13 protein-coding genes are annotated in these 15,191 nt (G+C 65.1%); 2 read left to right on the top strand and 11 right to left on the bottom strand.

The window, feature by feature from the left end:
• Nucleotides 1–7: 7 nt before the first annotated feature.
• Nucleotides 8–319 carry a DUF4229 domain-containing protein gene (locus M1D93_RS15760; RefSeq protein ID WP_461172411.1) on the bottom strand — a complete coding sequence of 104 codons (312 nt, stop codon included), beginning with the start codon at nt 317–319 and terminating at the stop codon, nt 8–10.
• Between the two features lie 62 nt (nt 320–381).
• Here M1D93_RS15760 and M1D93_RS15765 point away from each other — a divergent pair, with 62 nt between their 5' ends.
• Complete coding sequence (locus tag M1D93_RS15765; RefSeq protein WP_461172412.1) at nt 382–780, top strand: PLD nuclease N-terminal domain-containing protein; 399 nt, start codon at nt 382–384, stop codon at nt 778–780.
• A gap of 37 nt (nt 781–817) precedes the next feature.
• On the opposite strand, the gene M1D93_RS15770 is transcribed toward M1D93_RS15765, so the two are convergent.
• The 10 genes from M1D93_RS15770 to M1D93_RS15815 form a co-directional block, all read right to left on the bottom strand.
• The gene (locus tag M1D93_RS15770) at nt 818–2,311 is read right to left on the bottom strand and encodes a dynamin family protein (protein ID WP_461172413.1); all 1,494 of its coding nucleotides are present in this window, start codon (nt 2,309–2,311) and stop codon (nt 818–820) included.
• Nucleotides 2,308–4,194, bottom strand: coding sequence for a dynamin family protein (locus tag M1D93_RS15775; protein WP_461172414.1), 1,887 nt, complete (start codon nt 4,192–4,194; stop codon nt 2,308–2,310). Before M1D93_RS15775 ends, M1D93_RS15770 begins: the two co-directional genes overlap by 4 nt.
• Nucleotides 4,195–4,245: 51 nt before the next feature.
• The gene (locus tag M1D93_RS15780) at nt 4,246–4,953 is read right to left on the bottom strand and encodes an IniB N-terminal domain-containing protein (protein ID WP_461172415.1); all 708 of its coding nucleotides are present in this window, start codon (nt 4,951–4,953) and stop codon (nt 4,246–4,248) included.
• 162 nt (nt 4,954–5,115) lie between these two features.
• On the bottom strand, nt 5,116–7,098 hold the full coding sequence (locus M1D93_RS15785) for a helix-turn-helix transcriptional regulator (protein ID WP_461172416.1): 1,983 nt from the start codon (nt 7,096–7,098) through the stop codon (nt 5,116–5,118).
• A 91-nt stretch (nt 7,099–7,189) separates the two neighbouring features.
• Nucleotides 7,190–9,337, bottom strand: a complete 2,148-nt coding sequence (locus M1D93_RS15790; RefSeq protein ID WP_461172417.1) for an Hsp70 family protein — start codon at nt 9,335–9,337, stop codon at nt 7,190–7,192.
• Between the two features lie 152 nt (nt 9,338–9,489).
• On the bottom strand, nt 9,490–10,575 hold the full coding sequence (gene ccsB, locus M1D93_RS15795) for a c-type cytochrome biogenesis protein CcsB (RefSeq protein WP_461172418.1): 1,086 nt from the start codon (nt 10,573–10,575) through the stop codon (nt 9,490–9,492).
• Nucleotides 10,575–12,350 carry a cytochrome c biogenesis protein ResB gene (gene resB, locus M1D93_RS15800; RefSeq protein WP_461172419.1) on the bottom strand — a complete coding sequence of 592 codons (1,776 nt, stop codon included), beginning with the start codon at nt 12,348–12,350 and terminating at the stop codon, nt 10,575–10,577. Before resB ends, ccsB begins: the two co-directional genes overlap by 1 nt.
• On the bottom strand, nt 12,350–13,105 hold the full coding sequence (locus M1D93_RS15805) for a cytochrome c biogenesis CcdA family protein (protein ID WP_461172420.1): 756 nt from the start codon (nt 13,103–13,105) through the stop codon (nt 12,350–12,352). Before M1D93_RS15805 ends, resB begins: the two co-directional genes overlap by 1 nt.
• A 9-nt stretch (nt 13,106–13,114) precedes the next feature.
• Entirely contained in the window at nt 13,115–13,693 is a 579-nt protein-coding gene (locus M1D93_RS15810; protein WP_461175040.1) for a TlpA family protein disulfide reductase, read from the bottom strand.
• 62 nt (nt 13,694–13,755) lie between these two features.
• Nucleotides 13,756–14,436: a histidine phosphatase family protein gene (locus M1D93_RS15815; RefSeq protein ID WP_461172421.1), complete on the bottom strand. Its 681-nt coding sequence runs from the start codon at nt 14,434–14,436 to the stop codon at nt 13,756–13,758.
• A 202-nt stretch (nt 14,437–14,638) separates the two neighbouring features.
• Between M1D93_RS15815 and M1D93_RS15820 the strand changes: the two genes are divergently transcribed.
• A complete protein-coding gene (locus M1D93_RS15820) occupies nt 14,639–15,187 on the top strand; it encodes a YceI family protein (protein ID WP_461172422.1) in 549 nt (182 codons plus the stop codon).
• Nucleotides 15,188–15,191 lie beyond the last annotated feature (4 nt).

Genomic DNA, 15,191 nt, shown 5'->3' on the forward strand with positions numbered 1-15,191 from the left:
CGTTGCGCTAGGGGCGCTTGGGGTCCTTGGCGTCATTGCTGATGGCGACATCCGGGTTGGCGTCCAGGAGGGAATCCTCCGCATGGGCGTCCTGGACTTCATTGGCTGAACGGATCGGCTTGGCCTTGCCCGAGAAACGCTGGTGGATGGCCGCGGCGGCCTCGTCCCGCTGCTTCTGGAAAAACAGGTAGCTCACGGCGAACGCGATCAGTGCTGCACAGATCACGGACATCAGCACGCCCAGCTGCAGGAACATAAAAACCACAAACAGGGGCGCGAAGAGAGCCAGTCGGATCAGGGAATATTTCAAAAAGGCCACTATTCAAGTTTAGCCGCCTCCCGCCCGAGGCCCCTGCGCCTCGTGACGATAGACTTAATGGCATGCTCCTCCGTGTGGCTTTGGCCGTCGCAGTCCTCGTCATCTTTGTGTATGGCCTCGTGGATGTGATCCGCACCGATGGACGCCTCACCCGAGGGATTTCCAAGCCGGCCTGGATCGTGGTCATGATCGTCCTTCCAGTGATCGGCGCCATACTCTGGCTCCTGATCGGCAGACCCCGCGGCAGTTCACCCCAGCAGCAGAGCCAGCGCCATCCCACCGCGCCTGACGACGATCCGGACTTTCTCCGCAACCTTGAAGCCCGCCGCCGCAAGCAGGCAGAAGCAGAGCGACTCAAGAAGCTCAAGGATGAACTGGATACCAAGGCCAAGGACGACGGCCAGGGCAGCGGCACGGACAAGCGCGAAACCGACGAACACGATGCCGACGGACTGAAATAGGAATCCTGGCCTGAAGAACAGCCCGCCCGGCTGCCAGTCAGGCGGGCTGACGGCGGCGCTGATGGGCCGACGATTCCGCCAGCACACCCTCGCAGCTGCGCAGGACAACCCGGCAGGCATCAAGGGCTAAGCGGTCTGTCAACGGGTTCTCGGCCACGGCGCGCCATCGAAGCAGACGACGGCGCGCCTCATCAGCAAGCTCGTCGGGCGTCGAGTCTGCACCCAGCCCGAGCCGGACATGGGAAGCAGCGCCCCAGCCTCCGAGCAGGCCCTCGGCCTCCGCAGCCAATTCGGGACTGAGCGGCACGCCCGTGGTCCGGAGCGCAGCGAGCAGCCGCAGTTCCCGGAACTCATGCGCGTTGGCTTGCAGCCGCTCCAGGGCAGCAGCCAGGTGCTCCGTCCCCTGCCGCGGCGACGTGCGCAGCAGCGATTCCACTCCCACCAGGGCCGTCCGTGCCTTCAACGCCTCGGCACGCGCCTGGAACTGGCCATCCAAAAGGTCAAGCAAAGAATTCAGGCCGCTGCGCCTGGCGAGCTCATGTGCCAGCGGGGTCGGTTCGTTGAATCCACTGGGAATCAGGACCACAGCCAGCCGGATCCCGAACAGCCCGTACCTTGCCAGCAGGGAAGCCCTGGAATCCGCCCCCAGCCCTTCCGGAGTAGTGGATCGAAGGAACCTGTCGGTGGAGAGCAACATCCTCTCGCGGCCGGCGCGGTCCATTCCGGCCAGCACTTGAAGTGCCGCGAAGTCCTGCTGGCGCATCGTCCGGGCACTCTGGGCAAGGAGGCCTGCCACCGGCACGACTCCCAGTGCGAGCTTTCGAAGGTTATGGTCATGACGGTACCTGTCCGCAATCCCACCCGCGGACAACAGCGAATCGATGCGGCCGCCACCCACCTCATCGGCCCTCGCGAGCACCGCAATTGCGTTGACCGTGCCCGAGCGTCCCGCTTCGGTGTCACGGAAGGATTCCAGGAACCGCAGGTCGGCCGCGTGCATGTGGCGCATCAGGTAGATGATCGCATCCGCTTCCGACTGCGTATCCGCGGGGGCCAGGAAGGTGGTGGAGCGGGCAGAGACATCCTCGGACAACGAAGCGATGCCGGGGGTATCGATCAGGGTCATGTTCCGCAGCGCGGGCGAGGGCCATTCCACGTCCAGCCGGTCCACATCCCCTGCCTGCACCTCCCCCAGCACGAACACAAGGCGGCCGTTTACCCGTTTGAGCGGCAAAATCCGGGGCTCGCCCTCCACCGGGTACATCGTGATGCGGGGAGTGCGCCCGTGCCGGTACCAGGTGATGATCCGGGTGCACTCGCCCGTATCTGTGGGCGCTATCTCCTCGCCGATAATCGCGTTGAGCAGCGTGGACTTGCCCGCTTTCACCATGCCGGCGATGGCAACGCGCAACGGCTCCGCGAGCCTCCGGGCAAACCCTTCCAGGGCGGCGGCGCTGGCGGGATCATCACCATAAACTTTCAACGCCTCCTGAACCAGGTCCGCGGCTCCGGCAAGTGTTGAGCGGTTCATGGTGCGCCGGCGGAAGTCATGTTTGTGGCAGCCGCTGCTTCCACAGCAACTGCTTCCGCGGCCTGGTGAAGCGCATCCACCTTCTTCAGCTCGGCTTTGATGCCCCTGATACGGGCGTCCTTTTCCACGGCGTAGGTATTGGCGGCCTTCTGGGCCACCGCGACAGAATCGGCGAGGGAGCGGTGATGCTCGTCTGCTATCTCGGTGAAGTGGTCGCGGATGGAGCGCTGCACCAGCCGCAGCCTGTCCTTCAGTTGCTTGCCAACCTGGAAGGTAACGTCGTCGAGCTGCCGCCTGACCAGAGCCTTGGCTTCAGTTTGGCGGCGCTTGAGCCGCGCTTCTTTGTCTTCCCGGTAAGCCTTGCGTCCCAACAGCAGGCCGGCGCTCAAAGACAGCGGGTTGATGAGTGCCATGCCGAAGATACCGGTCAGGAGCCCGAACATAAGCACCCCGCCGTAGGACCCGCGCATGCCGATCAGCACCTTCTGCACTGGATTGAGGTGTCCTGAATCCATCCCGGGCATCACATCCACGGGAACCAGCACTTCCGCCGAATTGGAAACATGCATGACCGGCAGCCGCACTTCCTCCGCGGCGAAGTGTTCCGCAACCTGGGCAGCCAGCCTCTGCGCCCGCTCGCTGGTAAGGACGAAAGTGTCAGAAATGGCGGCGGCAACACATTCTTCGAGCCATTTGGAAAACTCCACCCAAACCGGCCCCGGATCCTCCTGCTCAATGGCGGTTTCAGCTTCGCGTTGGACTTGACGAAGGCGGTTCCGGAGATCGTACTCCATGTCCGCGATAAGGTCGCTGACGCCGTCGTTGAGCGCGATCTGCCAGCGCGCGGACCGTTTCCGCAGGTCGTCGGCCTCTGCCCGTGCCAGTTCCAGCTCCGCAATCATCCGCGGGGTGTCTGCAGGGTTTTCGAGAGCTGCAAGCTCAGATTGCAGGGAGAGGCGCAGGTTTTCAGTGACGCCGAGCAGGTCCTGGCTGACGGACCGGCATTGGAGGCGCTGCGCCTGTCCCACGATCCCGTTCCGAAGATGCGCAATTAATTCAGGAAAGCCTGACTCAACGTTCAATTCGGGGTCCTGCAGGCGTGCTGCTTCAAGGCGGAGGTCGGAGGACACGGGAAACAGGGGAATATCGGGCGCAACATTGCTGAGGTGGCCCCGATCGGTCTCTTCCACCCGCCGCCAGTCAGGGTACAGGTCCGTTTTGGTCAGTACCCCCACAACATTGGGGGTTATCCGCATGGCCTGGCGGAGGAAGCGCAGCTCCGGTTCGGTGTACTCCTGCGAGGCGTCCGAAACCAGGAGCATCGCATCAGCCGTGGGCAGTGCCGTGAGAGTGGCCAGGGTGTGCGCCGATCCCATGCCCCCCACGCCCGGTGAATCGATCACGCTGAGCCCGCCGGCCAGGACTTTGCGGGGCAGGCATACTTCGGCAGCCAGGAGGTTCTTGCTGTTCCCGGGGTTCCCTTTTTCGGAAACATAGGCCGGGAGGTCGGCGATGGGGATTGGCTGGCGCTCAGCGCCGGCGTCGTCGCCAGGGTCCGCGTCAACCTTGGGGGTAAGGATCGCAGCCGTCGCCGGATCCCCGTAGCGGACAACCGTGGGCACGGAGGTAGCGATGTCGTCGTCAACGGGGCAGGCCGGCGCACCGACCAAGGCATTGATGAGCTTGCTTTTGCCCTGTTTGAATTCACCCACCACGATGACCCGGATGCTGGGATCCTTGAGCCTCCCCATGGTTTGTTCCAGGCGTTTTCGGAGATCCTCCCGGTCTCCGGCGCCCACGAGCACAAGGCCGTGCTCCACGAGTTGGATCAGCTGCCCAGCCGAAACCGGTGGTGATGGGTTTGCCGGTCCGAGTTCTGCCACAGCCTGTCCTTTGGTTATGCCTCACTCGGTTATAGCACCTGGAAGCGGCTCCTAGGAATCAAACTCCAGGGGGTCCTCCGTCTCGTCAGCGTCAGCGTCGACCACATCAATGACGGCAGGGTCTTCCTGGACGAAGCTGAGCTCGCTATCGACGTACGTGAACGTGTCCTCGTCAAATGCATTCTCGATGGTGATGGACGGGTTGGGGGTATGCCCCGCAGGCTCCATGTGCGCATCGGTGTCAAGGTCGAACAAGTCGTCGATCCTCGTGGTGGCGAAGCTCATGTCACTTTCGGCACCTACGGCTGGGCCGTCGAAAGCAGCAGAGTCATTGTCGAACCATTGCTCAACGTCCCCGTCGGCCCAGATGTTCTGGTTCACGGACTGATCCGTGATGGCCGGGTCATTGATTGTGGAAAGGTAGGAGTAATTAGCCACCAAATGATGAAGTTGCTCCACCGCCTGTCCGTGGTCGTCATGGCCGCCGCCACCGGGAGGCGCAGCCCAGCCACTGCCGGCATGGCCCGTGCTGGCGTCGTTGCCACCGGGGTTGTCCTGCTGGTCGAAGCGGGAGGCATTGACGCTGATAGGGGCGTAATCCAGGACGACAGGCATGGCGGCATCAACATCGGCGGCGCGGACGCCGCCCAGGCCGTGGTTTTCCAGAACGCCTTCGGGATCATCCAGGAAGTCCTGCGCCGCCTGGCGGTCAGCGAAGAGGTTCATAAGGAACTGGACGACATCCTTTGCGACTGTCATGTGCTGGTCCTCAGATCTTTTCTGTTGTCCGGTTCTCCGGCCTGGATGTCGAACCTGGATCAAACGTACTGTTGCTGCCGTGGACGGGCATCGGGCCGGTTCCCCCTACCGATGGTCCCCAGGGTGGGGAACCGCCACCAACCCTTTTAGGGGCGTTAGGGGCTAGTCACGGGCTTGACTTTCCGAGCCCAGGGCAACCCGCAGTTTTGCCAGCAGATCCGAACGGTTTTCCGCACCCAGCCGGCGCCGCATCCGGGCGATGTGGTGTTCGGCAGTGCGGGGGGAGATATAGATGGCTTCGCCGATTTCACGGTACGTCTTGCCATCAAGTACCAGCCTGGCGACTTCCTTTTCCCGCTCGCTTAGCCCTGCGCCATCGGAATGCATCGCATTACCGGTATCAGCGGAGGGAGCATTGCCGGACTCGGCTGGCACGGACGCACCCGTGCCGGCCGAACTGCCCTGCGGGTGGAGGTCCCGGGCACAGGACAGCAGGCGCACCATGTCTTTGCGGTCATCGGTCCGGGCTGCCGCGTGGCCGGCAAGCCTGGCTCCTTCCCAACGCATTCCAACGCCGCCCAGGCCCCGTGCCGCCGCCTCGACGTCGTCAGGATGGAACCTCTCGGCCAGCACGGTTACCCAGGCTTTACCAGCCGCGGCGCACACGGCGGCGAGGTGGCTTTGCCCTGCGGCGCGGGCCAGGGCGGCTGCATGCGGTGCCAGGTCGGCGGGCCTTTCGTTCAACAGGGCCGCCTGGACTGCCGACCAGTGGAACGGTACGGCCCAGAGCGGCGGATTTCCCAGGCGCTCCAGCAAGTCCCATGCCTCATCAAGGTAGTGGCTGACCCTGCGTCCTTCCCGAAGGCGGGCGGCTGCAATCATCAGCTCGCCCCACGGCAGAAGGCTGTACAGGTCTACGGCAGTGTGGAGCGTCGCTTCGCGCGCCCGTTCCCACGCCTTGATGAGTCCGGGAACATCACCGTTACGACGGGCAAGACCCACTTCCAGTGCCGAACACAGGAACTCGTCCCGCGGCACCAGCGGCCAGTGGTTCGCTTTCGACGCCTCATTGATGGCTAAACGTGCGTCCTCAAGCCTGTCCTGCATCATGGCTGACCATGCTTTCAGCAGGAACAGCCTTGGCTTGGCTGCATTGCCCCCCTGACCAGCGGCCGTTGCAGCCCGGCAGATGGTTTCCGCAAGGTTCGGCTCACCGCTGTGCAGTGCCATCAGCGCTGCCAGCGCAGCCGGCGTCTCGGGCAGCGGAAGTACGGTCCCCGCCGCGTTGAGCATATCGGAGGCGTGGATAAGCATCTGGAGGCCATGGTGGGGATCACCGGCAACCGATTTGAGGATCCCTTTGCCGGTTTGCGCCAGGGTAGTCGCCAGCAGCGTCGGGGACGCCGGTGGTACGTCGGCGCCGAAGATGGCTTCCGCATCGGCCCGGTTGCCGGAGCCAATCAAGGCAACGGCGGCAAGGGATCCGGAGGGGCCAAGCCGGGAGGCTCCCAGCCAGCTGTAGACGTCAGCCCCACGGGCCAGCATGCCCCGCTGGGCCCAGACGGCGGCAGCAACGTCCGCGGCACGGCGGACGTCCGGCGGATCCTTCTCTACCAGGAGGGTGTCCACAATTCGGGCGGCGGTGTCAAGGTCGCCGTCGGCTGCGGCGGCCTGCGCGCGCCGCGCCGCCGTGGCTTTCTCGTCGCTGCCGGCCAGCAAGGCTTCATCGTAGAGCTGATAGGCGGTTCCGGGATCGTGCTCAAGGGCCTTGTCGCCGGATCGCTCCAGTTCGTCTGCCACCCTGGTATCGGCAAGGCCGGCGCGGGCCAACTCCCGGGCCAGATCTCCCAAGGGTTGGCCGTTCGATGCGTAAAAAGTCACGAGCTCCCGCTGGAGGGCATGCACCTTGGTGGTGGGAGCGACAGCGAGCAGCGCAAGCTGTGCAGGGCCTACGACGGTTCCGTCGGGAGTCAAGAGACCAGAGGACTCTGCCCGTTGGATCAGGGCATCAAGGGTGCCCACCCCGCCGTCGTCGATCTTGCGCTGCAGGTCGGCGGGCAGCGGTCCCGGCAGGGCAAAACCTACCGACAATGCCAACAGCAGTTCCCGGACAGCGGCATTCTCGCCCTCGAGCTGACTGGCCATGAGCTCTTCACTGTGAATTGCAGGTCCCTGGTGGTTTGGCTCCGCATGGCGGAACGCCGGCTTCTGCGCGTGCGACTGATAGCTCACCATCTCAGGCCGCCGCCGGCATCGTGGTCGTGGCGTAGGCCGTAAAGGACTGACCGGAACCGGGGAACTCCTCCACCGATGGCGACGGCGACGGCTGAACCGTCGGCGAAGGCGCACCGTCGGTCACCGGCGGCGACGTTATTACTGTGCCAGTAGGTGTAGCCCCTGCCGTCCCGGACGGGCTGCCGGTCGCGGTTCCGGACGGGCTGCCAGTCGGCGTTCCGGTCGAGTTGCGGGTCGGCATTTCCGACGAGCTGCGGGTTGGCGTTCCGGAAGAGCTGCCAGTCGGCGACCCGGACGAGCTGCCAGTCGGCGACCCGGACGGACTTGCAGTCGGCGTTTCTGACGAACCAGTCGGCGTCTCGGACGGACCAGTCGGTGTTTCGGACGGACTGCCGGGCGCCGTTTCGCCGGCGGTCGCCGTGCCCGGGGGCGTAATTGTCGATTCCCCCGTGCCTGGCGCAGTTTCGGTTGCCGCATTGCTGTCGGCAGCGGCTGCCGCCGCTGCACCGCCGGCGGAGGTCTCAGCGGAAGAACCCTTCTCGATAGCAGTGACGGCCGACAACCGGCTCTCGGGCGTGGCGTCCAACCCGTTGTCCGCCTCCGGGGAAGAACCACGCTTCTTCACGCCGGCCTCGAGGCCGGTGGCTGGCAGCCGGGCGTCGCCCGCTGCTGCCGCCCCGGTGCCGGTCCCACTGCCGCCGGTTCCCGTGGGCGAAAGCGTTTCCACGGTGTCGGCAGCTCCAGCCGGCGGGACGAACACAGAGGTCAGGCTGGCAAACCCTTCCGGACTCTGGGCTGCGGTGGCGCTCAGAACGGTGAACAAGGCAGCGGTAGCCGCTATAGCAGTGAGCCGCATCCTCGGCTTCGGCGCGTGCGCTCCGCCTCTCTCCCTGGTGCCTGGCCCGCGGGACGCTGCCGCGACGGAACGTGGCGCCGTCGTGGCATTGCGGGACCAGGGAATCAGCTGAACAGGTATCTGCCCCTCTTTCACCGCAGTTCCGGCTACACCTTCGCCAGCTGAGCCTGCTGGGCCTGGATCCGCTCCGGAAGAAGCCCCAGCGGGAGCGGCCTGTCCCAACACTGCAGACACGGCGGCGCCCAGGCAGATTGATGACTTGGGGTCGGCGTCCACGGCGATGGGCCGGTCAAGCTGCTCCGAGATCAGCTGTGCAACGAGGGGGATCCGGGACGATCCGCCAATGAGCAACACAGCGGTCAGGTCCGCGGGCTCCAGGTCCAGCTGCCCCAGCGACTGTTCCAGCGCGTCCACCGTGTCCCTGATGTGTTCTTCGATCAGGGCTTCGAATTCGGGGCGGACCAGGCGGACCTGTTGCTGGATGCCCGGCAGGAGTACCGAGATGTTGGCCTCGCTGTCCGAGGAGAGCGCTTCCTTGGCTTCCACGCACTCCCGTCGCAGCCGGGCAAGCGCGGCGAGCACTCCAGGCTCGGCGGTGTCCAGCCGCTCCAGTGCGCCGCCGGTGTTTTCGGCAACAAAACGGAAAAGGGCGGCATCGAAGTCGGCGCCGCCCAAGTCTTCAAAGCCCTCCGGCCGCCCCAGCAGTTCGAACCGGTTGCTGGCAGCTTTGCGGAGTACAGCGGTATCGAAAGTCCCGCCGCCGAGGTCGTACACAGCGATGGTGCTGCCGGCCTCCACCCGCACTTGCGACGCGTAGTGCAGGGCGGCAGCTTCCGGTTCGGTCAGCAGGGTGACTTTCCCAAGTCCGGCTGCGGTAAGGGCGTCCATGATGAGGGACGTCCGGTGGGTGCCCCATGCTGCGGGATGGGTCAGGATGATTTCCGACGGCGGCTCAGCCTCGCGCTCGGTTGCCCGGTCTGCCACCCATCGGGCCATGGTGGCGAAGACGTCCTCGGCTGGAAGGGACAGCATGCCTACAGAGATGGGCACGGCGTCGCCCACCCGGCGCTTGAACTCACGAACTACACGCCCGGGGGAATCGAGCCCGCGGCGCTCCGCGGCCTCCCCCACCAGGACGGGGCCTTCCTCCGGGTAGTACACCACAGAGGGCACAGCTGAGCCCCGAAGGCCCAGCGGCAGGCACTCCGGAACCGGCGCGGCTCCGTCATGAAAACGGACAACAGCGGCCGCCGTGAAACTGGTCCCCACATCAATGGCGAGAACGTAGCTCATGGGTACCTCGGTAAAACTCGTGGTCGCCAGCAAGCTTCATCACGGGCGCACGTCACCAAGGTAGCATCACGGCCGGGACCGCGAATACCCCCATTGCTACACCGAATTGTTATTTACCCGCCCCGCAACGGGTGTTAGGGAGAAACCCCTGCTCAGAGGCCCGAATAGGAGTGAAGCCCGTTAAAGAACTGGTTCACGATGGTGAAGTTGAAGATGACACAGAGGTAGCCAACGATCGACAGCCATGCCGCGCGTGTTCCTGTCCAGCCGCGGGTCGCGCGGGCGTGCAGGTAGCCGGCATAGACAACCCAAATGACGAACGTCCACACTTCCTTGGTGTCCCAGCCCCAGAACCGGCCCCAGGCTTTCTCGGCCCAGATGGCGCCGAACATCAGCGTGAAGGTCCATCCGATGAACGCGATGGCGTTGATGCGGTACGAAAGGTTCTCGAGGCTCAACGCTGACGGCACCAGCCGCATGAAGCCCAGCTTGTCCGTACCGCCGGCGGCGACCGCCTTCAGCCGGCGCGCCTGGACCAGCTGCAGCGCCGACATTGCGAACGTCAGGGTGAACAGGGCGGAGGAGAGTACGGCGATGGAAACATGGATGATCAGCCAGTAGCTCTGCAGGGCGGGAACCAGGTGGCCCACAGGCGTCCAGTACGCCACGGAGGCGGCCACCAGCATAATGATGACCAGGCCCACCACGAAGGTGCCGAGGAAGCGCAGGTCGCGGCGGATCAGCACCAGCAGGAACACTGCGGCGGCAACGAAGGCACCGGTGGTGAGGAACTCATACATGTTGCCCCAAGGCACCCGGCCTGCACCCAGCGCGCGGGTCAGCACCCCGGCACCGTGGATCAGGGCGCCAAGGACGGTCAGGGCCACTGCCACCCGGGCGGGAGCGCGCCGTTCGGCAGCATACTTCATGTCGGCGTCGGCTGTGATGACTCCCCCGGCCGCGTTGCCTGCCGGCCGGGCAGCAGACGACGACGGCCGTTCGGCCCTGCCCGCCGGCCCGGCCAGGTGGGACTCGCTGCGGTCCCCGGCACGTGCGCCAACGGGGATCCGGGCAGGGTCTTCGGCCTGCGCCGCCTTGAGGTCGATGGCGCGCAGGGCCTTGCTGCTCTTGGCCAGGTCCCAGGCGAAGGCGATGAAGGCCACCGTGTACGTGCCTGCAGCCAGCAGCATAAAGAGCTCGCTGTACTGGCCCATGGTCTCGTTGATTCCGTACGGCATTACTGGTCCTTTTCGGGCCCGGTGGGGCCTGCTGGGGTGGTGACTGGGCCTGTGGCTGTGGCAGGGCCAGGGTAATTGTCCTGCTGGAGGCTGGATGTTTGCTGGGAGGGTTCCGGCGCGGCTGCACCCGAGTCGGGGTCCAGCTGCCATTCCCCGGCCAGCAGCTTCCGCACGGCTTCGGCTTCGGCGGCGAGCCGGTGGTCCTCACCGCGGGCCAGGAGCCCATACTCCACCATGGTGCGGCCGTCCGGGTGGGAACCCGTGCGGACCCACACGCGGCGGCGGTTGACGTAAAGGGAGAGAATCAGGCCGGCCACCGCCAGGAGCGCGAAAACCAGGGCGTAGAGCTGGCCCGGATTGTGGTGGATGTCCACGCCGATGTAGCGCTTCACGCCGTCGAAACTGATGGTTCCCTTGCCGTCCGGCAGCGTGTAGCTGCTGCCTGGAGCGAGGGTGATGCCGCCGGCGTCGAGGTTCCGCGCGTTGAGCGGGGTCAGGTCCTGCACATCCAGCTCGAAGACGTTCTGCGGGGCGCCGTCGTCCAGGCCCAGATCTCCGTAGTAGGAGTTCAGGGTCAGCTGCGGGTTGAAGAGTTCGGGGTCGCCGCTGAACGACACCCCTTCGTTCGAGACGAAGGCCGTGGGCAGGAAGAAGCCGGCGAAGCCCAGCTGGTCCGGCTTGGCGTCGGGAACCTTGATCACCACTGAGGAGTAGTAGTTGTCCCCCTGCAGCTTGGCCACCACCGGCCCCTGCATGGCCACGTTTCCGTCGCCGTCCCGGATGGTCACTACGGGGGCGTAACCGTTGCCGGTGAGGTAGATGCTGGTCCCGCCGAGTGTGATCGGATCGTTGACCTTCAGGGTTTCCTTCTGCGCTGGAGCATCCGGGTTCTCCTTGGTGGTCACCGCGGCGGAAAAGTCGATGGGCTGGCCCACCTTGCCCTCCGACTCGCGGTCGAAAGTGATGTCGAACTTGTCCAGCTGGACCGAATAGGGCTGGAGCTGGCCGGACTGGAAATTGGTCCCGGGGGTGAACTGGTCGTAGCCCACCAGGGTGTTCACGAACGTGTCACCCTCCACCAGGATCCGCTGGCCGCTGTAGCCAAACAGTCCACCGATGGCCACGGATACCAGCACCCCGATCAGGGACGTGTGAAAAACCAGGTTCCCCACTTCCTTGGCGAAGCCGCGCTCGGCGCCCAGCGACGGACGCTCGCCGCCGCTGTCCCGGACCTCCACGCGGTAGCCGCGCTTCTTCAGCACCGCAGCGGCGCTGGTGATGGCGGCCGACGCCGGGATCCCGGCGTCGGCCGGAATGACCAGGGTGCCGTACTCAGGGAGGCGGGACAGCCGCTTGGGGGTCCGCGGCGGCTGGGAGCGCATTGCCTTGTAGTGGGCGATCGCCCGGGGCACCACGCAGCCGATCAGGGAGATGAACAGCAGCAGGTAAATGGCCGAGAACCAGGCCGAAGAGTAGACGTCGTACAGCTGCAGGGTGTCCAGCAGCTTGCCGTAGTCCGGGTTGTCCTTGATGTACTGGGTGACCACGGACGGGTTGGCCGGACGCTGCGGGAACAGCGAGCCCGGGACTGCCGCGACGGCGAGCAGCAGCAGCAGGAACAGCGCAGTGCGCATGCTGGTCAGTTGGGTCCAGGCCCAACGGAGCATGCCGATCGGCCCCAGTGCAGGCAGCGCAGCTTCCGCCTTTGCCTCTGACACTTTGGCGCCCGCCGCCGGCGCGGAAGACTTCTTCTTTACGTTCACACGCTCGCTCATCAGATTGGCAACTTCACGTCGGTTTGGAACCAGTACTGCAGCCCGGTCACCCAGGTGCCCCAGACGCCACTGGCCATCAGCAGCCCGAGGACCACCAGGATGCCGCCGCCGGTGCGCTGGATGGCCAGGCGGTGCTTGCGGAAGAACGCCATCACGCCCATCCCCCGGCGCAGCGCCAGGGCAATGAGGAGGAAGGGGATGCCCAGGCCCAGGCTGTAGACGAACGCCAGGAACGCGCCCTTGGCGGCCGACGATCCGCCGGAAAGGCTGAGGAGCTGGACTGCGGAGTAGGTGGGCCCGATGCAGGGCGCCCAGCCGAGGCCGAACGTGAGGCCCAGGAGCGGGGCCCCCCACAGCCCGGCCGGCGGCTTGGCGTGGATTTTGGCGTCCCGCTGCAGCCAGCTGAAGCCGCCCATAAACACCACGCCCATAACGATCACCAGGAGGCCCAGGACCTGGGTGATCCAGGCGTTCTGGGAGCCGGTGATCAGGGTACCCAGCTGTCCGAAGGCACCGCCGAGGAGGACGAAAATCACCGAGAAGCCCAGCACGAACAGCCCAATTCCCACCAGCATCCGGCCGCGCTTCTGCTTCTCCAGGTCCACGCCGCTCAGCCCGGTGACGTACCCCAGGTAGCCGGGAACCAGCGGCAGGACGCACGGGGACAGGAAGGAGACCAGCCCGGCCAGCAGCGCCACCGGAATGGCAAGGAGGAGCGAGCCGTTGAGGATGGCTTCGGCGAAGGGGCTGTTCACGGGTCCGCGCTACTCTGCCACGGCGGCAGCGATGAGGGCTTTCAGCGTGCCCTTTTGGATTTCACCGAGCACGCGGGAGGCCACTCGCCCCTGCTTGTCCAGCACGAGGGTTGTGGGAACAGCCCCGGGGGGAACCAGGCCGGATACAGCCAGCAGGACGCCGCCGTCCTTGTCATCAAAGCTGGGGTAGGTCAGGTTGAAGGATTTGTCGAACGCTTCAGCGGTGGCCTTCTCGTCCCGCAGGTTGACGCCGTAGAACTGCACCCCCTGGGGTTTGAATTCCTGGTGGAGCTCTTCGAGGATGGGCGCCTCAACCCGGCACGGGGCGCAGGCGGCGAACCAGAAGTTCAGCACGGTGACCTTGCCTTGCAGGTCAGCCGGCGCAACCGTGGTGCCGTTGAACAGCGTTCCGTTGATCTGGAGGGGGGACTTACGGTCCGCCGCTGCGAACTCGGTGACGGAGCCGTCGCCGGCCACATAGTTCTTGTTGTCCCCGGCCCTTGCCTGTTCCGCCAGGGCATCTTCCTGGGCGCACCCCGAAAGGCCCAGGGTGAGCGCGGTCAGCGCCAGGCCACCGGCAGCGAGCATGCTGCGGCGGGAGGTGAGGGGCAGGCCGGGCCGGCCCTTTTCGTTAAAACTGTCAGTCACTTCTAGGCTCCAGGGGTGCTGGCTGCACCGGGAAGAAGGGATGCCGCGGGTTCGCTGTACGCGACGCGCAGCAGAGTGCCGTCGTCGTCAAACACCAGCGACGTGATGGAGGTCAGCGTGCACTCACGCTTTCGCGGATCGTGCCACAGCGGCTTGCCTTCGGCGCTCAGGCGGGTGGCCCAGATGGGAAGCTGGTGGCTGACCATGATCGCTTCGGGCCCCTCTGTTCCGAAGTCACCGCCGGCCAGCTCGATGGCGCGGAGGCGCGCCTCCTGCGCCGCCGCCATAACCCGGGCCGCCTGCTGCTTGTAGGGCTCGCCCCAGGACGGGCGGAGGGGGTTGACCAGCCGCGGCCAGTGCTTGGGCCTGCGCAGTTCCGCCTTGCTGACCTTCATGCCCTCGAAGTAGTTCTCTGCCTCGACGATCCGCTCCTCGGTGTGGATGGGCAGATGCAGGGCGTCCGACGTCGGCCGTGCAGTTTCCTGCGCGCGGTCCAGCGGCGAGGCGGCCAGGTAGGTGATACGTGCCCCGTTTTCGGCGCGCTGCCGGAAGTGCTCAGCGAGGGTGCGGGCCATCTCCTGCCCCAGCTCGGAGAGGTGGAATTCGGGCAGCCTTCCGTACAAAACGCCGTCAGGATTATGGACCTCGCCGTGGCGGAGCAGATGGACAGTGGCTTGGGGCATGTTTACCAGTTTCTCAAAGATGGCGTTCGATCCGAAATCTTCTACATCCAGTAGAACTGAAATTTATGAAGAAATATTCCGGAACCGGGAACAAAAGATGCATATGCATGTTTATAGTAGATGCAGCAGTTAGTTGAGACTTCAACCGATGAAGCTTCAACGGCACGACCGTCAACAGGTAACACCCCAAAGGAGCAACATCATGGCACTTCCCGCAGACGTCACCACCGGCACCTGGACCCTCGACAACTCCCACAGTGAGATCGGCTTCACTGTCCGGCACGCAGGCATCAGCAAGGTCCGCGGCCAGTTCAAGGAAGCAGCAGCAACCCTGGAACTCGGCCAGGACGTGGAAGCTTCCCGGATCAACGCCACCATCAACACCGCCAGCTTCGACTCCGGCGATGCCAACCGCGACGGCCACGTCAAGGGCGAAGACTTCTTCGATGTGGAGAAGTTCCCCGAGATGTCCTTCGTCTCCAACGGCCTGGTGGCCAAGGGCAACAGCTACGAGCTGACCGGTGACCTGACCATCAAGGGTGTCACCCGCCCGGTCACCCTGGAAACCGAGTTCAACGGTGTGGCCGTGGACCCGTTCGGCAACACCCGCGCCGGTGTCTCCGCTGAAACCACCATCAGCCGCAAGGACTTCGGCCTGACCTGGAACGCTGTTCTCGAGACCGGCGGCGTCCTGGTGAGCGACAAGGTTGCCATCAACCTCGAGCTTGCCTTCATCGCCCCCGCAGCGTAGTTCC

This window comes from Arthrobacter sp. Z1-9 (assembly GCF_054792695.1).